Below are 21019 nucleotides of genomic sequence, written 5' to 3'. Positions count from 1 at the left end.
TGCCGCGCCGTCGGCGCTTGATGCGCCCGCTCGTTTCAGACTTACCGACGCATTGCCTCGAGCCGCTCGACGATCGCTGCGGCTGACGGCAGCGACCGTCGTCACGATCCTGCTGACCGCGGCCGGTCTCAGCCTCTGCAGCCGCGCCCATGCCCAAGGCATCTCCAAGGACACGCCTGCCCGGATCGAGATGTATCCGATCCCCTCGCTCACGCTGTCCGACCGGCAGTTCCTGTCCGGCGACGACAATGGCAAGCCGGTCACGGTCGTGGGCGAGCTGCGCGTCGCGCAAGGCAGCGGCCGGCTGCCGGTCGTGGTGCTGATGCATGGATCGGGCGGCGTCGGCGGCAACATCGCGGCGTGGAGCCGCACCTTCAATGCGATGGGGATCTCGACCTTCGCGATCGACGGCTTCACCGGACGCGGCATCACCGCCACCAGCACCAACCAGGCGCAGCTCGGCCGGCTCAATTTGATCATGGACATCTATCGCTCGCTCGACGTGCTGGCGAAGCATCCGCGCGTCGATCCCGAGCGCATCGTGCTGATGGGATTTTCGCGCGGCGGTCAGGCGGCGCTGTATGCGAGCCTGGAGCGTTTCCACAAGCGCTGGAACAATTCCGGGCTGCAATTTGCCGCCTACATCCCGTTCTATCCGGACTGCTCGACGACCTATGTCGGTGAGACCGATGTGGTGGCGCGGCCGATCCGGATCTTTCACGGCGGACCGGACGACTACAATCCGGTGCGGACCTGCAAGGCCTATGTCGAGCGGCTGAAGGCAGCGGGCCGCGACGTTGCGCTGACCGAATATCCGGACTCGCCACACGGCTTCGACCTCGGCCTGCTCGGCGCCAACATGCTCGCCGTCGCGCCGAAGGCGCAGACCGTGCGCAACTGCCGCATCAAGGAGAGCGACGGCGGGATGCTGATCAATGCCGAGACGCAGCAACCCTTCACCTATCAGGACGCCTGCGTCGAGCTCGATCCGCATGTCGGCGGCAATCCCGCCACCGCGGAGGCCGCGCGCCAGGCGGTAACGGACTTCCTGCGGACGCTGTTCAAACTGTCGTGAGCAAAAATAGAACGATTTGGATCAATTCTTGAGGTGACAGATCGAACGCATCGGGTGTTCCTGCGTTGTCGCTCACTTTTCGACGATGAAACGGAGCCCGATGATGCGCGCCTCTCGCCTTGCGATCCCTACGTTGCTGACTGCCCTTGCTCTGGCCGGCGTTGCCCATGCCGCGCCGGCCTCTCCGTTCCGGGGGCTGGAAGGCTCCTGGAGCGGCGGCGGCGTACTCAGCATGTCCGACGGCAACCAGGAGCGGCTGCGCTGCCGCGCGGCCTACGACGTCGGCGGCGCCGGCGAGCAGCTCCGTCTCAATATCCGTTGCGCCAGCGACAGCTACAACATCGATCTCTCCAGCGACGTCGCCTATCGCGGCGGCGAGATCTCGGGGCAATGGAGCGAGGCGAGCCACAATGCGTCCGGCACGATCGAGGGCCGCGCGGTCGGCAACCGCATCGAGGCCCAGGCGCGCGGGCAGACGTTTTCGGCCGGGCTGTCGCTGACGACGCAGGGACGCCGGCAGACGGTGTCGATCCGGCCGGCGGGCACGGAGATCACCGGCGTCAATTTGGAGCTGTCGCGGCGGTGACGAGAATGTAGGGTGGGCAAAGGCGCGCAGGAGCGACGCTTGCGTCGCTCCGAGCACCGTGCCCACCGCGCCGAGCAAGACGGTGGGCACGGCGCGCGACGGCGTCATCTACGACTAAGAATGTGCCTCGCGCCTTTGCCCACCCTACTGTCAATCACCTACAGCGCGCCGATGTCCTTCAGGCAGGCTTGCGCCAGCGTCATGCGGTCCGCAACATGGCGCTCCTCGGGGCAATCCATGTTGAGCGCGAACACGGTGGGCTGGTCACCCTTGTCGACCCAGCCAACCATCCAGCCGAGCGCGCCCTGCTCCTTCCCCAGCAGCCCCGACTTGAAATGGATCACGGCCTCGCCGACCTTGGTGGTCGGGATGATGTCGCGGGTCAGATCCTGGCTGCGCTTCGACACCGGCAGCGCGCCGCGCCTGAGGCGATCGATGAAATCGACCTGCTCGACGGGATCGATGCGAAGCGCGCCTGTCAGCCAGAACTGGTCGATGCCGCCGCCGATGTCGTGATTGCCGTAGTCGAGCTCCTCGAGATATTTCTGCATGCGCTCAGGACCGATCCGGCGCGCGATCTCCTGATAGACCGGGACGGCGGAGACCGCGATCGCGCTGCGCAAGGTGTGATCCTTATTCCAGGCCTCGATCGATCTCGTCACGCCATCCCATTTGAACACGTCCTTGTCGGGATCCTCGACGACGCCGGTTTCCAGCGCGATCAGCGAATTGGCGATCTTGAAGGTCGAGGCCGGCAGCTTCGCCTCGCCGGAGCGATCGGTGTCGCTGGCGATGATGAGATAGTCCTCGACCTTGTAGGCCAGGAACGTGCCCTTGGTGCCCTCGTCGGTGAAGCGCTTGACGAGATCGCCACGGACCTCGTTGCGCGGCGGGGCGACATGCGCGAGCGAGCGCGCGGGCAACAGGCTGGCGCCGGCCATCAGGGCAAGCGCATGGCGGCGGCTCATCATGGACATCGCAAGTCTCCGTCGTCGTTCGCCCTCCCTACCACACGGCGGTGACGACCGACGCATGACGGAGATCACAAATGCGGCGCTAGCGCATCGGACGCGACAGATTGAGCACGAACACCAGCACCTCGGCGACGGCCTTGTAGAGCTCCTCCGGGATCTCGTCGCCGAGCTCGACATTGGAGAGCGCGCCGGCGAGCACCTCGTTCTCCTCGATCGGGATGTCGTGCGCCTTGGCGACCTCGATGATCTTGGCGCCTATCGTGCCCTTGCCCTTGGCGACGACGCGCGGCGCGCCCTGGCCCTTGTCATAGTGCAAGGCGACGGCGAGCTGGGTCTTGTTGGCGGCCTTCACCTCGATGCTCATAGCGCGCGATCCAGGAAATGGCCGGCCTTGGGCGGCATCACGGCCGGCGGCGCGCCGTCCTGCACCACGAGATCGCCCGGCGACAGCTCCGCGCGGCTGAGGGCCTGGCTGAGTTCGGAGAGACCGGCGCGCAACCGCGCGGCGGTGACCGGACGCTCGGCCCACATCCGCACGGAGGTGCGCTCGGCGCTGAAGCTGATCATGGCGTGCACCGGGCCGGCCGGCTCGACGTCGAGCGAGAAGCGCGCCCGCCAGATGCGCTTGGCTGCGTCCGGCGACTGCGTGCCGCCGTCACGCGAGATCTCGAACTGTGCCATCGCGGTCCCTTGCGGGGTGGCGAAGGGAATCTCGAAATTCCACCGCGGCAGCGCCGGATCGGTGCGCGCGGTCGAGGCGTCCGGGCGATCCGGCAGCGAGGCGACCTGCAGCAGGGTCTGGCGCGACAGCGCCTGATCGGTCTCGTCGAGCAGGCGATGCGCGATCGCCGGCAGCGGCGTATCCGGGCCGAGCGCCGCCGTTGCCACGGCCTGCGGCATCGGCGCAGCCCCGCGGAACGGCGGCGGCGGCGTGTTGGTGCGCACGACCATTTCGGCGCGGCCATTGGCGTTGCGTCCGGGAACGAGGCCGGCGGCGCGCGGAATCTGCTGCTGCGCTTCCTGCAGCACGGCCAGCACCGTGCCGGGCGCGAGCGACTGCGCCTTGGCGCCCGTCAGGGTCTCGATCAGCGCCGAGCCGGTGAAGCCGGCAGACACGGTGTCGGGCCGCCCCATTGCCGTTGCCCAGGGCTGGGGCGGCAGCTCGATCTCGACGTCGGGCACCAGCGAGGGTGCAGCGCTCTGTTGTTGCGCGGCGGCGGCGCGGCCGGCCTCGGACAGCACCGAGGCATAGGAGCCTCCCGGCGACGCCGACGTCGAGGCCGCCATGCTGGGATCGACAGTCTGCAGCACCGTCGCCAGCGTCTGGCGCAGCACGATCAGCGCCGCCTTCAGGTCGGGCGTGCCGGCGCCGGCGGTGCCATTGGCAAGCGAGGATTCCAGAAACAGGCCGGAACGCCGCACTGCGCTCTGCACATCCTCCGCGGTCAGCGCCGGCGATAGCTGGGTCTGCTGCGCCAGCACCTGGGCCACGGCCGCGCGCAACGCCGGCGGAAGATTGGGCGCGTCGGCGACGGCCTGGAGATCGGCGAACAATTGGCCCTGGCTGCCCTGGCGGGTCGCCGCCTCCTCGCTGGCGATCGACAATGCGAGCCGCTCCAGCCCGGTCAGCGGATCCGGCGTCGGGGGCAAGGTTGGCGCCAGCCGGCCGGTGACGTCGACGACGGTGGCCGCCGGCGTCGGGGTGCCACTGGTTCCAGTGGCAGCGCTGCCGCCCTGCCCGACGATGGCGAGCTGCAGCCCTTGCGCGGTCTGCGACACGGCGACCTGCACCGTCTGGCCGGCCTGCAGCGGCAGCTCGCTCGCGAGCTCCATCGACAGGTTTCCGATCGCGACCTGGACCAGGTTCTCGGCGAGCACCTGCTGCACCCTGGCGCTGAGCAGCGCACCGGCCTGTAGCGTGGTCGCGGCCTGCGGCGCGGTTCCGGCCGGCGAGCTGCCGACGCCGCGGACGGCGCTCACGGAAGGCGACGGGGTGACACTCTGGACCATGCGCGTACTCGGGTTACGCGCAGAGCCTAGCGGGTGCCCCTAAACCCGGCGTTAACCGGCCTCAGAGCGCGGCGTCGACCGCCCGGAGGATGCGGACGGCGGCCTCGTAGTCGATCTGCTTGGCGGCCCGGCGGCTCATCGCCTCCTCGTCGGCCCCCCATTGCGCGACGTTCCAGTCCTCGTCGACATGGGCCGCCGCCCAGACCTGGCCGGGGTCGCGCACCCCATGCACCAGCGCCAACGCCAGCAGCGCCGAGCCGGTCAGCGTGGTGACGACATGCGTCGCCGCGACCGTCCACGGGCCGGTCGGCAGCGCGCCCCGCGCCGCCTGCACCGCGGCCTCCGGCTGGGTCACGTGCACGATGCCCTCGGACAGGATGAAATGCGCGCCTAGGCTGTCGCGGGCCCAGTCCAGCACCGGGTCCCAATGCTCGGCCTCGCGCGCGACCAGCCCCTCGGGATGTCCGGCGCGGTAGAACAACAGGTCGGACTGGAGATATTTGGCGATGTCCTCGCGCACGTCATCGGTGCGATCGACCACTGACTGCACGACGCTGTTGGCGAACCGCGTCAGCGGCATCGTGGCGGGATCGATGCTGTCGCCCTGGGCCTGCCACTCGGCGGCCACTGCCTCCGCCAGCTCCCCGGCGGGAACGATGACGACGCGCCCCGACGGCGTGCGGATCGGCCGACCGTCGAGGGTCACGTTGAAGCCGCCCTCGGCGGCGGCGGTCCCGGCCTCCTTGTAGAAGCGCTTGCGCAGCGGCGTCCGCATCGCCTGGCGCGCCGATTCCTGCGGATCGAGCGGCGACCGGCCGACGACGTCGTCAAACAGTTCACGCATCAGAATTCCAGCCCTCTCACGGGATGATCACACGGGATCCGTCGTTTTCGCGCTAGATAAGCCCTGTCCGTCCGAAATGCGAGCTGCCGATGCGCGCCCTGCTGTCCGCCCTCGTCCTGATCGGCAGCGCCGCCCCGGCCGCGGCCGGCTTCCGCACCCCGGAATCGCTGGTCCGCAACGTCTACGCCCATTACGGCCAAGGCGTGCCGGAACTCTCCGCCGGGCTGCCGCGGACGGCCGAGGTCGCACGGCAGTTCTTCGATCCGAGCCTTGCCAGGGCCTGGACGACGCCGCGGCGCGAGCCCTACGACTTCCTGGTGCAGAGCCCGCGCTGGAAGCTCGGCCCGGTCGCGATCTCGATCCTGCGCCGGCAGTTCGACAAGACCTATGTCACAGCCGCCTTCGACAACCAGGGTCGCCGCATCACCCTCAACTTCATTGTCGTCAAGGGACCGGACGGCTGGGTTATTCTGGACGTCGAGACGCCGCACGATTCGCTGCGGCTATTCCTGGAGCAATTCCGGAACTGACGTTTGCGTAGCCCGGATGAGCGCAGCGATATCCGGGGTCTCACGAGCTGTACGGGTGAACCCGCATGTCGCTTCGCTCATGCGGGCTACGAAGCCCGCTACGAGATGCCGCTCACTCCTCCGGCGCGTTCTCGATCGGGTCGAAGCGGTCGTGCTCAAGCCCGAGCAGATTCCACGACTGCAGCATGTGCGGCGGCAGCGGCGCGGTGGCGTCGATCACGCCGCCGCGCGGATGCGGGATGACGATGCGGCGCGCCAGCAGATGCAGCCGGTTCTGCAGGCCGCCGGGCAGCGCCCAGTTCTCGATGTTGAAATATTTGGGATCGCCGACGATGGGGTGGCCGATATGGGCCATGTGCGCGCGCAACTGATGGGTGCGCCCCGTGACCGGCTTCAAGGACACCCAGGCGAGCTTGTTGGCCGAGGCCTCGACCACGGCGTAGTAGGTCACCGCGTGGCTGGCGCCCTCGTCGCCATGCGCGGCGACGCGCATGATGGTGTCCTCCTCGCTCTCCTCCTTGGCAAGATACGTGGAGATGCGGCCCTGCTTCGGCTTGGGCACGCCGGCCACCAGCGCCCAATAGACCTTGCGGGCCGAGCGATGGCGGAACGCGCCGGTCAGATGGGTCGCCGCAAAGCGGGTCTTGGCGACCAGCAGACAGCCCGAGGTCTCGCGGTCGATGCGGTGCACGAGCCGCGGCTTCTGGCCCTTGGCGTCGCGCATCACCTCCAGCATCTGGTCGATGTGGCGGGTCATGCCGGAGCCGCCCTGCACCGCAAGCCCCGCGGGCTTGTTGAGGACGAGCACGTCGTCGTCCTCGTACAAGGTCATCGCCTTCAGGCTTTCGAGCGTCTTGCGCTCGCCCTCGGTGAGGCCAGCGCGCTCCTTCGGCGCATCGAGCTTGAGCGGAGGGATGCGCACGCTCTGGCCTTCCTCCAGACGATCCTTGCTATCAGCGCGCTTGCCGTTCACCCGCAGCTCGCCTTTGCGGACGATGCGCTGGATGTGGGAGAACGACAGGCCGGGGAAGCGCGCTTCGAGGAAGCGGTCGACGCGCATGCCGTTCTCGTCGGCGGTGACGACGACGGTCTGCACCTTGGTCGGCAGCACCGGCGTCTCGGGCTCGGGCTTCTTCGGCGGCGGTGCGGCGACCGGCTTGCGCTCGGCCCGCTCGGCGCCAAAGCGCACGGGCTTGCCGGCACTGGCGCGCTTGGCCGGCGGCCGCTCGCGCGACTCGAACGCGTCGCGACGATCCTCGCGCTCGGCGCGCGGGGCGCGGACGCGATCGCCCTTGCCCCGACCAAACTCGCTACGCGGTGCTGCCTCGCGCTCGCCGGCAAAACGGTCGCGCCGCGGCCGCTCGCCATCCGGACGCTTGGATGGCTCGCGCTTGGCTGGCGCGCCTGCGCTGCGCGCAGCCTCGGCCTTCGGCCGCTCGCCCTTGCGGCGGTCGGCGGGACGGTCGGATTTGCTCTGGGTTCGCTTGATGCGGCGGCTCATGGCAGGTTGCGTATCTCAAAAGCCACTGCCAGTCACGGCGAAATCGGGATAAATCGGCCCGGCGAGGCCTTGCCCCGCGAAATCGGACGTGATCGGAGCGAATTGAATGACGCTGACGAGAGTGGCCCTGACCATCGTAGCGACCGCGCTGACGCTGGGTGCCGCGCAAGCTCAACAAAGCCCGATGCCCGACGACATTGCCTGGAAGCTGATCGAGATCGGCCGGGCCATCGACCCGCCGAAGACCGCCGCGATCTACGCGCCGCTGCAGGCCAGGGAACCCTACATCGGCGTCAAGGTTCAGCGCGATGTGAGATACGGCACGGCCGAGCGCAATCTGCTCGATGTCTTCACGCCGGAGAGCGCCGCCGCGCCCCGCCCGATCCTGATCTTCGTGCATGGCGGCGCCTTCATCGGCGGCAACAAGCGCACCACGCCGGACGGCCCATTCTACGACAACATCATGCTATGGGCCACCAAGCACGGCTTCGTCGGCATCAACATCACCTACCGCCTGGCGCCGAAATTCCCCTGGCCCGCCGGAGTCGAGGACGTCGCCAGCGCGGTGCAATGGGTGGCCGCCCACGCCGCCGAGAACGGCGGCGATCCCGCGCGCATCTATCTGATGGGCCATTCGGCCGGCGCGGTGCACGTCGCGACCTATGTGGCGCATCCCGAATTCCACAAGGTCGCCGGTGGCGGCCTTGCGGGCGCGATCATGGCCTCGGGCGTCTACGACCTCACCGCGACGCCGCTCGGCGACCAGGAGATGGCCTATTTCGGCACCGATCCCTCGCGCTTCAAGGAGCGCTCGTCACTATCAGGCCTGCAGGCCTCGAGCCTGCCGCTGATGATCGCCTCCGCCGAGCTCGACCCGCCGCGCTTCGTCGAGCAGTTCGACCTCTTGAAGCAGGCCGCCTGCAAACGGCCTGCGGGCTGTGCGCACGCGGTGATGCTGCCGCAGCATAGTCACATGTCGGAGGTCTACTCCATCAACACCGAGGACGACCGGCTGACGCGGGAGATCGTGGAGTTCGTGCAGAGCGGGAAGTAAACTAACGTTCTGCTGTCACCGCAACGACGGCAGCTCTCTCAACCTAGGACGCGCCGGGTCGTCGGGCGCGTCCTCCGGCCCTAGCGCTGCGCGTGCAATTGGAGAGACTGCATTTCCGCTGCAGCGCTTGCGTCTATTTTCCGATCACCGATATGCTGACATTCTTTGGAATGTTGATTGGGTCGTTGGACTGGTTGGCAAAGTCCATGTGCCACCAGGTATTATCTATGAAGACGCTGATTACAGGAAGCGCCCCCGACTGTTTAACGGTGATGTTGTTACCGTTGCTCTGGAAGCTTGTTCCGATGCCGGCATTCACAGTATCGATGGTGCCGCCAGAAGACTTGGCAAGATCGAAGACCTCGGTCTCCTTGTCTCCAATGAATTTGATCTGCGAATGCCAGTTTAAGCGGACCGGTCGTGCCGCACTGGGCACAACGCTCAACGAAACTGCGTAGGTGCCAGCCCTCAACCTGTCGCAAGTCCATGAGAACGAATTGCCTCTAGTCACGGGTCCGGGGTCATCGGTCTGCGCAATAACACACCGGTTGGCGAATTTTTGCTCCGGAGGAATCGGAGGCGGCAAAGGCGTCAGAATCAGCGAATCGGAAAAACCGGCGTTTGCATCGTCGTTGAGCGCCAGCATGGAGGACTTGGCCGGTCTGTCGATGACGATAATTTTTTCACCGGCACTCACCGTTCCCGGCAGGGAGGCGTCCTTCGCCGCGGCACCCATCCATTTCACAGGAAGCGGATTGGGACTGCCGCCAACCACGCCGTAAACTACACGGAACGACAGGTCGGAATCGGTTGCCTTATCGGGAACAATGTACAAGCCTCGACTCTTCTGCCTGATACATTCCTTGTAAGCATCCGCCGCCTCGGCCCCGAGGCCTGTCCAAGAGATGTTGTGGAATTGCTCCTGCGAAAAACTCTCCGTCGTGCTTGTCTTGTAGCGGTCGATACTCTCGCGGAACTGGTCGTAATTTGCGCCCACCGGCACTCCGTATATGACAGCAGATGCACCGGCCGATTCCTTGATCTTGTTATAAGCCTCCTTGTCTACGAACGTCGCCATTCGCCAATCGGACTTGGAAGCATCTATTTTGTTGTAGGTAGAGACGATCAGTGCTGCGTTGCACTCCGACAAGGACGCAGCCGCTGCACTTCCAGCGCCGAAAATCACAAGGCTTACAGTGGATGCGACCGCTCCCAGCTTGAATATCATGGCTCGCTCCTGCGGGTATGAATTGTAAAAAAAGCTTTCCTAATGAGAGGAAGCTGCCCTTAAAGAATCGCTTTGTCCAGCTCCCAAAATGAGTTGCGACCGGACAGGGTCTCACAACAACTAGGGCTGCTGTCGAACTGCAGCCCCGCCTTCACAACACTTACCGACAACGCACTTGTTGGGCCAACGAGAAAGATGAGCTGGACGCGCGACGCAAAAATCGGTCTCGGGATTTCAAAAGTAGTCGCCAGAGTCGATGAAGGTGTCAAGCGAAGTCCAAGATCGATCCCGCCTGCTTAACAAGGCCGCATCGCGACCGCTGCACCCAACGGCAGGCTTGCTGCACTGCGCAAGATGGCGGAAGCTAGAAGAAGGGCCGCGGTACCAGTCTGATTTTCTTGCTGGACGGTAAAATCAACGTAGTCCGGCGGAGCAACGATCAACGCCTCTGGAACGAGGCGCTATTCAACCGCCCCGCTCCTTCCTCAGCTTCGCCCAATAATCCAGCCGTTTCCTGATCTCGCGCTCGAAGCCGCGCTCGGGCGGGTCGTAGAACTGCTGGCGGCCGAGGGCTTCGGGGAAGTAGTCCTGCCCGGAGAACGCATCGGGGGCGTCGTGGTCGTACTGGTAGCCGGCGCCGTAGCCTTCGCCCTGCATCAGCTTGGTCGGCGCGTTGAGGATGTGCTTCGGCGGCAGCAGCGAGCCGCCCTCCTTCGCCACCCGCTTGGCGGCGCCGAAGGCCTTGTAGGCGGCGTTGGATTTCGGCGCGGTCGCGACATAGATCACGGCCTGCGCGATCGCGAGCTCGCCTTCCGGCGAGCCCAGGAAATCATAGGCGTCCTTGGCGGCGTTGGCGATGACCAGCGCCTGCGGATCGGCCAGACCGATGTCCTCCACCGCCATGCGCACGATGCGGCGCGCCAGGAACAGCGGGTCCTCGCCGGCGTCGAGCATGCGTGCGAAATAGTACAGCGCCGCGTCGGGATCGGAGCCGCGCACCGCCTTATGCAGCGCCGAGATCAGGTTGTAGTGGCCGTCGGCCGACTTGTCGTAGATCGGCGCGCGGCGCTGCAGGATCTCCTGCAGTTGCACCGCGTTGAAGACCTCGTCCTTGCGCGCCGAGCGCCAGACTTCCTCGGCGAGCGTCAGCGCGGCGCGGCCGTCGCCGTCGGCCATGCGGATCAGCACAGCGCGCGCCTCGTCGTCGAGCGGCAGCTTGCGGCCCTCGACCGCTTCGGCGTTGCTGTAGAGCTGCTCGATCGCAGCGGCGTCGAGCGAGTGGAACACCAGTACGCGCGAACGCGACAACAGAGCGGCGTTGAGCTCGAAGGACGGGTTCTCGGTGGTGGCGCCGACCAGCACGACGGTGCCGTCCTCCATCACCGGCAGGAAGGAATCCTGCTGGGCGCGATTGAACCTGTGCACCTCGTCGACGAAGAGAAGCGTGCCCTGCCCGGTCTCGCGGCGGGCGCGCGCGGCGTCGAACACCTTCTTCAGGTCGGCGACGCCGGAGAACACCGCGGAGATCTGCTCGAAATGCAGCTCGGTGGCATCGGCCAACAGCCGCGCCACCGTGGTCTTGCCGGTGCCGGGCGGGCCCCAGAAGATCAGCGAGCCCAGCGTCCGCGTCTCCAGCATGCGCGTCAGCGCGCCGTCGGGGCCGAGGATGTGATCCTGTCCGACGACGTCGGAGAGCTTGTGGGGGCGCAGCCGCTCCGGCAGCGGCCGCGGCGCATCGTGCTCCATCCCCGCCGCGGCGAAGAGGCTCGGGCCTCCCTGCTGGGGGCGCTTCGGACTCATCCGCCGAGCGTGACGTTGATCTGCTGGCCGCCGCGCAGCACGGTGATGCGCCAGACGCGGGCGGTCTCGCGCGCGGCCTTGTCGAGATCAGCGGTCTTGGCGATCTTCTGGTTGTTGACCGCCATAATCACGTCGCCCTTCTGGAAGCCGACATTGGCCGCCGTGGTGCCGTCGCCCGGCTCGAGAATGACGACGCCCTCGGTGTCGGCATCGAGATGCAGCTCGTCGGCCACCGCGGGCGAGATGTTGGCGACCTTGGCACCCTGGAACGGCGAGCGGCCGTTGATGACCATCTCGTTGCGCCCCGTGTCCGGCGCCGTCTCCAGCGCGACCGCGACCTTCATCGGCTTGCCGCCGCGCTGCACCTCGATCTGCGCGGAGCCGCCGAGCGGCCGTGTGGCGAAGCGGTAGTCGAAGGCGTTGGGATCGTCGACGGTCTGGCCGTCGATCGACACGATCAGGTCGGACGACTTGATGCCCGCCTTCGCCGCCGGGCTGTTCGCGACCACGGAGGCGACCAGCGCGCCGGTCGGCGAGCGCAAGCCCAGGCTCTCGGCGATCTCAGGCGTCACCGCCTGCAGCCGCGCGCCGAGCCACGGACGCTTGACCGCCTTACCGCCGCTCTTGGCGGACGCCACGACGACACGCACCATGTTGGCGGGAATCGCGAAGCCGATGCCCTGCGAGCCGCCGGACTTGGAATAGATCGCGGTGTTGATGCCGACCAGGCGGCCGTTGATATCGACCAGCGCACCGCCAGAATTGCCGGGGTTGATGGCCGCGTCGGTCTGGATGAAGAACTGGTAGTCGGTGATGCCGACCTGCGTGCGCGCGAGCGCCGAGACGATGCCGTGGGTGACGGTCTGGCCGACGCCGAAGGGATTGCCGATCGCCAGCACGATATCGCCGACCAGCAGATCGTCGGAATTGGCGAGGTCGAGCGTGACGAACGACTCGCGCGTTCCCTTCAGCTTGAGCACAGCAAGGTCGGTGCGGCTGTCCTTCAGCACGATCTCGGCCTCGAACTCGCGCTTGTCGGACAGCGACACCTTCACCTCATCGGCGCCCTCGATCACGTGCACGTTGGTGACGACGAGACCCGACTGATCGATCATCACGCCCGAGCCGAGCGAGCGCTGCATCTGCTCCTGCGGTCCGCCCTGCAGGCCGAAGAAGCGGCGGAAGATGGGATCGTCGAGGAAGGGATTGCGGTTCTGCACCACCTTGGCGGCGTAAACGTTGACGACTGCCGGCTGCACCCGCTGCACGATCGGCGCATAGGACAGCCGGAGCTCGGCCTGGGACTGCGGCACGCGCCGGTCCTGGGCCGCGAGCGGAGAGGCGGCCAGCAGGGACAGCAGCAGGACCACGGAAGTGCGAATCAACGTCATGCAAAGAATCCCGGACAATGAGGACTTCGATATAGGCGGAACGGCGGGTGCGGCCAAGCTCAGGCGGTCTGATGCGGCGCTTTGATGGTCTCCGCAACGGGCGCGCAGGACAGCCGTTCCTGGTGCCGCTCGCCCCAGCTTCTGAGGACCTCGATCACCGGCCGCAGGCTCTCGCCGACCTCGGACAGGCTGTATTCGACGCGCGGCGGCACCTCGGCATAGACCTTGCGGACGACCAGCCCGTCGTCCTCGAGCGCCCGCAGCTGCTTGGTCAACATGCGCTGAGTGATGCCGGGCATCAGCCGGCGCAGCTCGCCGAAGCGCTGGCTGCCACCCTGCAGGTGGTAGAGGATCACGCCCTTCCACTTGCCGTCGATCAGGTCGAGCGTGGCTTCGACCGCGCAGCCGGGACGGCGGGTGAAATTCTTCCGTTTCATCGCGTTTTGGCCCAATAGTATCCAAATGGGGACTAGTTCCCCATTTTTACAGTACTTGCTGAAGTGATGCCAGCAGGACAAACAGATCCTATTGTCAAGCCAACCAGGAGGCTGTTCATGAAGGCCGTCGGATACCAGCAGTCGCTGCCCATCACCGAGGACCGCGCGCTGTTCGATTTCGAGACCGCCAAACCCGAGCCGAAGGGACGCGACATCCGCGTCGCCGTGAAAGCGGTCTCGGTCAATCCGGTCGACACCAAGGTGCGCAAGCGCGCCGCACCGCCCGCCGGCGAAACCAAGATCCTGGGCTATGACGCCGCTGGCGTGGTCGAGGCTATCGGCCCGGACGTGAGCCTGTTCAAGCCCGGTGACGAGGTGTTCTACGCCGGCTCGATCCTGCGCCAGGGCACCAATGCCGAATTCCATCTGGTCGACGAGCGCATCGTCGGCCGCAAGCCGAAGAGCCTGTCGTTCGCCGAAGCCGCCGCCCTGCCCCTGACCTCGATCACGGCCTGGGAGCTCTTGTTCGACCGGCTCGGCGCAATCCCCGGCAAGAGCCTCGACGACCGCACTTTGCTGATCACGGGCGCCGCCGGCGGCGTCGGCTCGATCCTGATCCAGCTCGCGCGCCGGCTCACCGGGCTGACCGTGCTCGCCACGGCGACGCGACCGGAGTCGCGCGACTGGTGCCTGAAGCTCGGCGCCCATGCCGTGATCGATCATGGCAAGCCGATGAAAGAGCAGATCGACGCGCTGAAGCTGCCGCCGGTCGCGCTCATCGCGAGCCTCACCCACAGCGACCAGCACTACAAGGCAATCGCCGACTTCATGACGCCGCAGGGCAAGTTCGGCCTGATCGACGATCCCGCCGAGTTCTCGCTCGCCGCCTTCAAGGGCAAGGCGATCTCGATCCACTGGGAGTCGATGTTCACGCGCTCATCTTTCACGACACCCGACATGATCGCGCAGCACCATCTGCTCAACGACGTGTCCGACCTGATCGACAAGGGCGTGATCCGCACCACCCTTGGCGACAATTACGGCACCATCAACGCGGCCAACCTCAAGCGCGCGCACGCGTTGATCGAGAGCAACACCTCCCGCGGCAAGATCGTGCTGGAGGGATGGAGCTAACTAGCAGGCAACAATGGGCAAAGGCGCACAGGCGGTCTCCTCGCGCGAGATCGCGGGGGCGCCGTGCCCACCATTCCACCGATCGAAAGCATGAGATGGCCAGCAGCCGACGCGCGGTCCGATCAGCGGCCATGAGCGATTGAGACTGGCCGACGGTCCCGTTTCCCCTTAACGAAAGCCGATAGGAACCTCCTCGCGACTGGAACGAACGTCCGTGAGCAGCCTGAAGTCCGCGACCAACCCGCCCGCCGATCACGGCGGGCGCTCCGGATCTGCGCTCGAGGTTCTGCGGATCTTCCTCACGCTCGGCCTGACCTGCTTCGGCGGTCCGATCGCCCACATCGGCTACTTCCGCGACGACTTCGTCGTCAGGCGGAAGTGGATCGACGAGCATGCCTATGCCGATCTGGTGGGCCTCTGCCAGTTCCTACCCGGCCCCGCCAGCAGCCAGGTCGGATTCTCCATCGGGCTGATGCGGGCCGGCTATCTCGGCGCGCTCGCCGCCTGGACCGGCTTCACCCTGCCATCGGCCGCGATTCTCGTGCTGTTCGCCTATGGTGCCGGCCAATTGAGCGGTCCGGTCGGCGACGGCCTGCTGCATGGACTGAAGCTGACCGCGGTCGCCATCGTCGCGCAGGCGGTCTGGGGCATGGCGCGCACGCTCTGCCCCGACCGGACGCGCGCCTCGATCGCGGTCGCCGCAACCCTCGTCATCCTATTCAGCACCGCCTCGCTCGCCCAGATCGGAGCGATCGTTCTCGGCGGACTCGCCGGTCTGTGGCTCTGCCGCGGCGAGGCGGCGCCGTCCGGACACGTCGCGATCCCGGTGTCGCGGACCGTGGGGCTGGTTGCGCTCGCCATGTTTGCCATCCTGTTGGCGGGACTTCCGCTGCTGCGCGGCGTGACGGGATCGACCGGCGTCGCCTTGTTCGATGCCTTCTATCGCTCGGGCGCACTCGTGTTCGGCGGTGGGCACGTCGTGCTGCCGCTGCTGCGCGAGGCCTTCGTCGGACCTGGCTGGCTGAGCGACGACGCCTTTCTCGCTGGCTATGGCGCCGCGCAGGCCGTACCGGGCCCGCTCTTCACCTTCGCCGCCTATCTCGGCACCGTCGTCGCTCCGGAGCCGCATGGGATCGTCGGAGCCGCGCTCGGTCTCCTGGGCATCTTCCTGCCGGGCATGCTTGTCCTGCTCGCCGCGCTGCCATTCTGGGACTCGTTCCGCAAACGCGCCGGCGCCCAGGCGATGATGCGGGGTGTCAACGCCGCGGTCGTCGGTGTGCTGGGAGCGGCCCTGTACGACCCGGTCTGGACAACCACCATCCACAACGCCGCGGATTTTGGCATCGCCCTGATCGGCTTCGTCCTGCTGGTCGCATGGCGCGCGCCGCCGCTCGTCGTGGTCGCGTTCAGCGTCGCTGCCGGCGTCACGGTCGCGCTGGTGTGAGCGGCGCCGCCGTCGCATCGCATGGTGGCAAAGCGCCGCCACGGCGGCGCCTTGCCACCAGCGAACCGCCGTGCGCGGCTAATTGTGCTTCTTCCAGAATATGCGCGCGCCCTGCACGGATTGCGCGACGTTGATGCGGGCACGCTCGAACGGCGTCACCACGCCGTCCACTTTGGCCTTGTTTTCCAGCTTCTGGACGTGGATCTGACCGCGGACGAGCTGCTGCGCCTCCGGATAGGTGAGCCGTCCGCCCGCGATGCCGTTGTAGATGCGATGTGACTGGTTGTGCTGACGCGCATCAATCAGCGGCGTGCCCGCAAGGCTTGCGCCCGATGTCAGCACGAGCAGCAACGCAGCAACCATGATGGACTTCATTTCACTCTCCTGTGGTTGTCGTCCACTGGCGTGAAGACCTCATTGTCCGCACTTCTCCAGCGAACGGCCGCAAGGATGCGCACGATCAGCGGTGTCGACCGTGCCCGCGCTCACACTGCAGCCCGTTCGGCCGATGAAGGCGAACGCCGTCGCATCGACGGTCCGGCAGAACCGCATTTCACGTCGCGAGGCGCCTCCGAAAAAAAACGCGGGTTGCGTGAGCTACCGGTCTTGCAAATCTCACCTTTGGGTGCATGTTCGCCGCGCACTACTTTTGAATGAATCATTTTCAGCAATCATTTGCGACGCATGGCGGCGAGACCATCGGCCCATCCCAGCGCGCACATCAATGGAGACCGGCCATGAAGACGATTCAGTGGCTCATGCTCACTTTCGCGACGACCATCACCGCAAGCGGCCTTGCCGGCGCCTTCAGCCCGGCCAGCGCCGCCCCTCCACCGCCGGCGAAGAACTGCCCGGCCTTCGGCTGGTCGGAGGGACTGGGCAATTATCTCAAGCCGGACGCCGCCTTCCCCACCTCCGACACCAAGACCATCCCGACGCCGGACTGCAATTTCCATCAATGGTCGTGGGAGGCGTTCGTCTGGGCGACGGCGCTGGTGAAGGATTCGGGCTCCGGCGCCGCCGTCCCGCGGTTCATGACCTTGGCGACGCCCGACGAGTTGCTCGGCAACGCCGAGAATGCCGGCGCACCACGGCCGCGCCCGCTGACGCTGGCGGCCCGTGCCCAGGTCTTCCACGGCACGGCCGGCTTCACCGAAGGCGCCGGCGCTATCGTCGAAGCCGACGGCAACATGTTGGTCGCGCAGAACGGCTATCCCGTCTACGCCTCGGTTCACATGAACCAGAGCTATTTCAGCACGGCGCGCAAGAACCTGATCGCGACCGGCGGCTACCAGAGCCAGCCGGCGGATTCCTCCTTCGCCGTTGGCGATGCGGTGTTCAAGGCGACGTGGCTGCGGCTCGACCCCGGGCAGGCACCGCCTGCGGGCGCCTATACGACCCAGGCGCAGGTGCCGGTGCTGGAGAACAACATCACCCCCGGCCTGATCACGATCCGCCCGGTGCCCGGCAAATTCGTCACCGTGACCGTGGCGCTGATCGGCCTGCACGTGGTCGGCTACACCGAGAACCACCCCGAATTCCTGTGGGGCACGTTCGAGCTGAAGAACAACTCGCCGCAGACGCCGGACAACACCTTTGCGCCATCGGCGAGCCGCTCGGATCCGAAGAGCTACACGCTCTACAAGGGCCGCACGCCGTTCTCACAGGTCAACATCCCGGCTCTGCCCGGCGCCAACCGGCCGCAACTGCGGCTCGATCCGGCGACCCAGAAGCTCACACCGGTGAGCAACGTCGTGCTCGAGAACCAGACCGGCGGCGAGAACCAGCCCAATGGCGTCGGCAACATCTTCGCGATCACGGCGCAAGCCCAGGGCTTTCTCTCCGGCCTGAAAAGCCCGCAATCGACGTTCGCGAACTACGCCCTCGACGGCACGGTCTGGATGCTCCCCAACTCGTATAATCTGAACAGCAACCAGACCAGCGCGGTCGGCTCGGTCAATCTCGCCAACGCCACCGCCGAGACCTTCGTGCAGAACGCCGACAACACGCCGATCAAGAACGTGCTGAACTGCTTCCTGTGCCACAACCCGACGTCCTATTCGTTCCAGACGCCGCCGCCGGCCAAGCTGCCGAACCGGCTGATCGCGCTGAGCCACGTGCTGTCGATCGGCTCACCCTACGAGGTGCCGAACTCGATCTCCGGCCGGCTCCTGATGCGGCCAGATCCGTTCAGGAAGTAGAGCGACGAACCTTGCGCGGCGGCGCCGGCAACGGGGCCGCCGACGGTCATTTCGAACTGATGGCAGATCCCAGGATCTGCCATCAAGCGATTGAACCGACGCCGGTTATCGGCGCGCGCCGAACACTGTGGATGAGCGCGAGGTCAGGACGGCGCGGCAAACCGCTTCGGTCCTTGCGCTGCCTCAGCCTTTGTCTCAGCTCTGGCGACGAAGCCCTTGGCGAGGGCGTGGTAGAGCCCCTCCTCGCAGATCAGACGCGAGGTCGATACCCTTGCCGAGCGCGAGCGGCGTCGTGCCGAAATAGGCGTAGTTGCCCATCAAGGCCAGCGAGGTCAGGCCCGCGGCGATCACGGTGGCGATGACGAGACTCGAGGTCCGCGTCTCGAAGGCGCGGCTCATCTCCTCGATGCCGAACACGATGCCGGCGAGCGGCATGTTGAAGGCGGCCGCGACCCCAGCGGCGGCGCGCCAGCCAGGATCAGGCCGGGCTGGCGGCGCGGCGACAGCCGGCCCAGCGCGAACATGATGGAGGCGCCGACCTGCACCGTCGGACCCTCGCGGCCGACCGAGCCGCCACAGAGCAGTCCGAGCAAGGTCAAAAGCACCTTGCCGATGGCGATGCGGATCGACACCAGCGGGCTGCGCGCTTGTATCCGTCAGGTGCCGTGCGGCGATCGCCTGCGGAATGCCTCTGCCTTGCGCATTGGGGAAGTAGCTCTGGGTCAGATAGACCGACAGCGCGAAGCCGGCGGGCGTCACCACCAGGGACGCGTAGCGCGATTTCGACAGCAGCCAATTGAAGGCGAGCTGGGCCAGGTCGGCGAGCTCCGCCAGCGCCACCGCCGCGGCGCCCACCACCAGGCCGCCGGCCACGAACAGCACCCGCCGCTGCCACCGCGCCGAGGTCAGCTTGAGCCAACGCTTGCGGCGGGGGGGGGGTGATGGTCAGCATGGGCGCAACCAAGTCAGTTTTTACGCAGGTGCAGCACCCGCGACGAAAATCAACCGGCGGTCCAGCGCCTTCCAGCGCTCGCCCAGGGCTTTGGCGTATTCGGCCGACGCATACCATTCGCGCAGCCGCGCCATCGACGGAAACTCCACGATGATGAGGGTCTTGGCGGGCGGGCCGCCTTCGACCGTCTCGGCGGCCCCGCCCCGGACCAGATAGCGCCCGCCGTATTGCGCGATCGAGCCCGCCGCGCGGGTGCGATAGCGCTCCATCGCCGCGCACCTCGACCTCGGAGATGACGTAAGCCGCCATGGCGGCCTCAGGCGATGGTGTCGAGGATACCGCCTTCGGCGCGCAGCGCGGCGCCGTTGGTGGCGGAGGCCTGCGGCGAGGCGGCGTAGACGACCATGTTGGCGATCTCATCGACGCCGGCGAAGCGCTGCAGCAGCGAGGCCGGCCGGTGCTGCTTGACGAAAGACGAGGCCGCCTCCTCCTCCGACTGCCCGTTCTGGCGGGCGAGATCCTTGACGAAGGTCTCGACGCCTTCCGACATCGTCGGTCCCGGCAGCACCGCATTGACGGTCACGCCGGTGCCGCGGGTCAGTTTGGCGAGGCCGCGGGAGACCGCGAGCTGCGCGGTTTTGGTCATGCCGTAATGGATCATCTCGGTCGGGATGTTCACCGCCGACTCCGAGGAGATGAAGATGATGCGCCCCCAGTTGCGCTTCAGCATGCCCTGCATGTAGGCGCGCGCCAAGCGCACGCCGGACATCACGTTGATCTCGAAGAAGCGGCTCCAGTCCTCGTCGGGAATGTCGAAGAAGTCCTTGGGCTCGAAGATGCCGGCATTGTTGACGAGGATGTCGACCTCGGGAAGCGCCGTGACGATGGCGTTGCAGCCTTGGATCTGAGCGACATCGCCGGCGACGCCGCGCAGCTTGGCTGCTGGGACCAGCTGCTTGAGCTTGGCGACCGCCTCATCGACACGGGCTCGGCTGCGACCATTGATGACGACCTCCGCGCCGGACGCGGCAAGCCCCTTGGCGATGGCAAAGCCGATGCCGGCGGTCGAACCGGTGACGAGGGCGGTCTTTCCCGAGAGGTCGATGTGCATGAGCAGCTCTCCGTTGTGCTGGAGGAAAGGATGTGGGGCGTCGTCGCGCCAACGCAATGCGCTACATGCAGCGCTGATTCCTTCTGATCGATCGTAGCCCGGATGAGCGCAGCGATATCCGGGGCCACACGAGCTGTGCAGACGAACCCCGGATGTCGCTTTGCTCAGCCGGGCTACGGATCCTCAAAATAAAAACGGCGCCCGAAGGCGCCGTTTTGAAACTCGGATCGGAACGACGCTTACGCGGCTTCCGAGGTCTCCTGCACCGGGCCGGAATCCTGACCCTTGGCATCGACGTCGCGGTCGACGAACTCGATCACGGCCATCGCGGCATTGTCGCCGTAGCGGAAGCCGGCCTTGATGATGCGGGTGTAGCCGCCGTTGCGGTCCTTGTAGCGCGGCGCCAGGACGTCGAACAGCTTCTTGACCTGGTCGACATCGCGCATCTCCGCGATCGCCTGGCGGCGCAACGCCAAGCCGCCCTTCTTGCCGAGCGTGACGAGCTTCTCGACGATCGGCCTGAGCTCCTTGGCCTTCGGCAGCGTGGTGACGATCTGCTCGTGCTTGATCAGCGCGGCGCACATGTTGGCGAACATCGCCTTGCGATGCTCGGCGGTGCGGTTGAGCTTCCGATGAACCTTGCCGTGACGCATTGTCTTAGTCCTTCATTTCAATCTGCCGCGACGGTTCGTCGGACATGTTGCTCAGGTGGGCTGCCTGCGTTCGCCCAGAAGTGCGAGTAGCGAA

The 21019-nt window shown here is 66.5% G+C and carries 19 protein-coding genes and 2 pseudogenes; 7 read left to right on the top strand and 14 right to left on the bottom strand.

Annotated elements, in window-relative coordinates:
• The first annotated feature begins 52 nt into the window (after positions 1-52).
• Both QW868_RS24510 and QW868_RS24505 read left to right on the top strand, forming a co-directional pair.
• Positions 53-1075, top strand: coding sequence for a dienelactone hydrolase family protein (locus tag QW868_RS24510; protein ID WP_409997752.1), 1023 nt, complete (start codon positions 53-55; stop codon positions 1073-1075).
• Positions 1076-1175: 100 nt separating this feature from the next.
• Entirely contained in the window at positions 1176-1661 is a 486-nt protein-coding gene (locus QW868_RS24505; protein ID WP_316231729.1) for a hypothetical protein, read from the top strand.
• Between the two features lie 158 nt (positions 1662-1819).
• On the opposite strand, the gene blaOXA is transcribed toward QW868_RS24505, so the two are convergent.
• From blaOXA to QW868_RS24485, 4 genes are all read right to left on the bottom strand, one after another.
• Positions 1820-2638 (bottom strand): OXA-1091 family oxacillin-hydrolyzing class D beta-lactamase, encoded by an 819-nt coding sequence (gene blaOXA / locus QW868_RS24500; RefSeq protein ID WP_316231728.1) that lies wholly within the window; start codon positions 2636-2638, stop codon positions 1820-1822.
• A 79-nt stretch (positions 2639-2717) separates the two neighbouring features.
• Positions 2718-2999, bottom strand: coding sequence for an EscU/YscU/HrcU family type III secretion system export apparatus switch protein (locus QW868_RS24495; protein ID WP_315714536.1), 282 nt, complete (start codon positions 2997-2999; stop codon positions 2718-2720).
• Complete coding sequence (locus tag QW868_RS24490; RefSeq protein ID WP_316231727.1) at positions 2996-4645, bottom strand: flagellar hook-length control protein FliK; 1650 nt, start codon at positions 4643-4645, stop codon at positions 2996-2998. Before QW868_RS24490 ends, QW868_RS24495 begins: the two co-directional genes overlap by 4 nt.
• Before the next feature lie 61 nt (positions 4646-4706).
• The gene (locus tag QW868_RS24485; protein WP_316231726.1) at positions 4707-5489 is read right to left on the bottom strand and encodes an ATP12 family chaperone protein; all 783 of its coding nucleotides are present in this window, start codon (positions 5487-5489) and stop codon (positions 4707-4709) included.
• Between the two features lie 89 nt (positions 5490-5578).
• Here QW868_RS24485 and QW868_RS24480 point away from each other — a divergent pair, with 89 nt between their 5' ends.
• Positions 5579-6019, top strand: coding sequence for a hypothetical protein (locus QW868_RS24480; RefSeq protein WP_316231725.1), 441 nt, complete (start codon positions 5579-5581; stop codon positions 6017-6019).
• Between the two features lie 112 nt (positions 6020-6131).
• On the opposite strand, the gene QW868_RS24475 is transcribed toward QW868_RS24480, so the two are convergent.
• Positions 6132-7520, bottom strand: a complete 1389-nt coding sequence (locus QW868_RS24475; protein WP_316231724.1) for an RluA family pseudouridine synthase — start codon at positions 7518-7520, stop codon at positions 6132-6134.
• A gap of 106 nt (positions 7521-7626) precedes the next feature.
• Between QW868_RS24475 and QW868_RS24470 the strand changes: the two genes are divergently transcribed.
• Positions 7627-8574 carry an alpha/beta hydrolase gene (locus QW868_RS24470; protein ID WP_316231723.1) on the top strand — a complete coding sequence of 316 codons (948 nt, stop codon included), beginning with the start codon at positions 7627-7629 and terminating at the stop codon, positions 8572-8574.
• Between the two features lie 133 nt (positions 8575-8707).
• Here the strand turns inward: QW868_RS24470 and QW868_RS24465 are convergent, their stop codons facing one another.
• From QW868_RS24465 to QW868_RS24450, 4 genes are all read right to left on the bottom strand, one after another.
• A complete protein-coding gene (locus QW868_RS24465; protein WP_316231722.1) occupies positions 8708-9802 on the bottom strand; it encodes a hypothetical protein in 1095 nt (364 codons plus the stop codon).
• Between the two features lie 465 nt (positions 9803-10267).
• Positions 10268-11602, bottom strand: coding sequence for a replication-associated recombination protein A (locus tag QW868_RS24460; protein WP_316231721.1), 1335 nt, complete (start codon positions 11600-11602; stop codon positions 10268-10270).
• Entirely contained in the window at positions 11599-12993 is a 1395-nt protein-coding gene (locus tag QW868_RS24455) for a DegQ family serine endoprotease (protein WP_316231720.1), read from the bottom strand. Before QW868_RS24455 ends, QW868_RS24460 begins: the two co-directional genes overlap by 4 nt.
• 59 nt (positions 12994-13052) lie before the next feature.
• A complete protein-coding gene (locus QW868_RS24450) occupies positions 13053-13430 on the bottom strand; it encodes a helix-turn-helix domain-containing protein (protein WP_315737613.1) in 378 nt (125 codons plus the stop codon).
• 117 nt (positions 13431-13547) lie between these two features.
• Between QW868_RS24450 and QW868_RS24445 the strand changes: the two genes are divergently transcribed.
• Both QW868_RS24445 and chrA read left to right on the top strand, forming a co-directional pair.
• Entirely contained in the window at positions 13548-14564 is a 1017-nt protein-coding gene (locus QW868_RS24445) for a zinc-binding alcohol dehydrogenase family protein (protein WP_315776619.1), read from the top strand.
• A gap of 223 nt (positions 14565-14787) precedes the next feature.
• Positions 14788-16008: a chromate efflux transporter gene (gene chrA, locus QW868_RS24440; RefSeq protein ID WP_316231770.1), complete on the top strand. Its 1221-nt coding sequence runs from the start codon at positions 14788-14790 to the stop codon at positions 16006-16008.
• A gap of 78 nt (positions 16009-16086) precedes the next feature.
• Here the strand turns inward: chrA and QW868_RS24435 are convergent, their stop codons facing one another.
• Entirely contained in the window at positions 16087-16383 is a 297-nt protein-coding gene (locus QW868_RS24435) for a hypothetical protein (RefSeq protein ID WP_316231719.1), read from the bottom strand.
• Between the two features lie 362 nt (positions 16384-16745).
• On the opposite strand from QW868_RS24435, the gene QW868_RS24430 reads away from it, so the two are divergent.
• The gene (locus tag QW868_RS24430) at positions 16746-18209 is read left to right on the top strand and encodes a hypothetical protein (RefSeq protein ID WP_316231718.1); all 1464 of its coding nucleotides are present in this window, start codon (positions 16746-16748) and stop codon (positions 18207-18209) included.
• Positions 18210-18470: 261 nt separating this feature from the next.
• Here the strand turns inward: QW868_RS24430 and QW868_RS24425 are convergent.
• The 4 genes and pseudogenes from QW868_RS24425 to rplQ all read right to left on the bottom strand — a co-directional run.
• Positions 18471-19118, bottom strand: a pseudogene (locus QW868_RS24425) (chloride channel protein); the annotation flags it as partial.
• Between the two features lie 63 nt (positions 19119-19181).
• Positions 19182-19470, bottom strand: a pseudogene (locus tag QW868_RS24420) (DUF1330 domain-containing protein).
• A gap of 7 nt (positions 19471-19477) precedes the next feature.
• Positions 19478-20272, bottom strand: a complete 795-nt coding sequence (locus QW868_RS24415) for an SDR family oxidoreductase (protein WP_316231717.1) — start codon at positions 20270-20272, stop codon at positions 19478-19480.
• A 239-nt stretch (positions 20273-20511) separates the two neighbouring features.
• A complete protein-coding gene (gene rplQ, locus QW868_RS24410) occupies positions 20512-20925 on the bottom strand; it encodes a 50S ribosomal protein L17 (protein WP_006611863.1) in 414 nt (137 codons plus the stop codon).
• Positions 20926-21019 lie beyond the last annotated feature (94 nt).

It is taken from the genome of Bradyrhizobium sp. SZCCHNR1051 (assembly GCF_032489615.1).
In the GTDB taxonomy this organism is placed as follows: Bacteria; Pseudomonadota; Alphaproteobacteria; order Rhizobiales; family Xanthobacteraceae; genus Bradyrhizobium.
Note: the sequence above shows the minus strand (reverse complement) of the source record. Positions and strands in the feature narration are given on the sequence as shown.

Bases quoted from the DNA above. Each gene is read 5' to 3' on its own strand.
- QW868_RS24505 (WP_316231729.1), top strand. From the start codon at position 1,176: ATGATGCGCGCCTCTCGCCTTGCGATCCCTACGTTGCTGACTGCCCTT.
- blaOXA (WP_316231728.1), bottom strand. From the start codon at position 2,638: ATGTCCATGATGAGCCGCCGCCATGCGCTTGCCCTGATGGCCGGCGCC.
- QW868_RS24495 (WP_315714536.1), bottom strand. From the start codon at position 2,999: ATGAGCATCGAGGTGAAGGCCGCCAACAAGACCCAGCTCGCCGTCGCC.
- QW868_RS24490 (WP_316231727.1), bottom strand. From the start codon at position 4,645: ATGGTCCAGAGTGTCACCCCGTCGCCTTCCGTGAGCGCCGTCCGCGGC.
- QW868_RS24485 (WP_316231726.1), bottom strand. From the start codon at position 5,489: ATGCGTGAACTGTTTGACGACGTCGTCGGCCGGTCGCCGCTCGATCCG.
- QW868_RS24480 (WP_316231725.1), top strand. From the start codon at position 5,579: ATGCGCGCCCTGCTGTCCGCCCTCGTCCTGATCGGCAGCGCCGCCCCG.
- QW868_RS24475 (WP_316231724.1), bottom strand. From the start codon at position 7,520: ATGAGCCGCCGCATCAAGCGAACCCAGAGCAAATCCGACCGTCCCGCC.
- QW868_RS24470 (WP_316231723.1), top strand. From the start codon at position 7,627: ATGACGCTGACGAGAGTGGCCCTGACCATCGTAGCGACCGCGCTGACG.
- QW868_RS24465 (WP_316231722.1), bottom strand. From the start codon at position 9,802: ATGATATTCAAGCTGGGAGCGGTCGCATCCACTGTAAGCCTTGTGATT.
- QW868_RS24460 (WP_316231721.1), bottom strand. From the start codon at position 11,602: ATGAGTCCGAAGCGCCCCCAGCAGGGAGGCCCGAGCCTCTTCGCCGCG.
- QW868_RS24455 (WP_316231720.1), bottom strand. From the start codon at position 12,993: ATGACGTTGATTCGCACTTCCGTGGTCCTGCTGCTGTCCCTGCTGGCC.
- QW868_RS24450 (WP_315737613.1), bottom strand. From the start codon at position 13,430: ATGAAACGGAAGAATTTCACCCGCCGTCCCGGCTGCGCGGTCGAAGCC.
- QW868_RS24445 (WP_315776619.1), top strand. From the start codon at position 13,548: ATGAAGGCCGTCGGATACCAGCAGTCGCTGCCCATCACCGAGGACCGC.
- QW868_RS24435 (WP_316231719.1), bottom strand. From the start codon at position 16,383: ATGAAGTCCATCATGGTTGCTGCGTTGCTGCTCGTGCTGACATCGGGC.
- QW868_RS24430 (WP_316231718.1), top strand. From the start codon at position 16,746: ATGAAGACGATTCAGTGGCTCATGCTCACTTTCGCGACGACCATCACC.
- QW868_RS24415 (WP_316231717.1), bottom strand. From the start codon at position 20,272: ATGCACATCGACCTCTCGGGAAAGACCGCCCTCGTCACCGGTTCGACC.
- rplQ (WP_006611863.1), bottom strand. From the start codon at position 20,925: ATGCGTCACGGCAAGGTTCATCGGAAGCTCAACCGCACCGCCGAGCAT.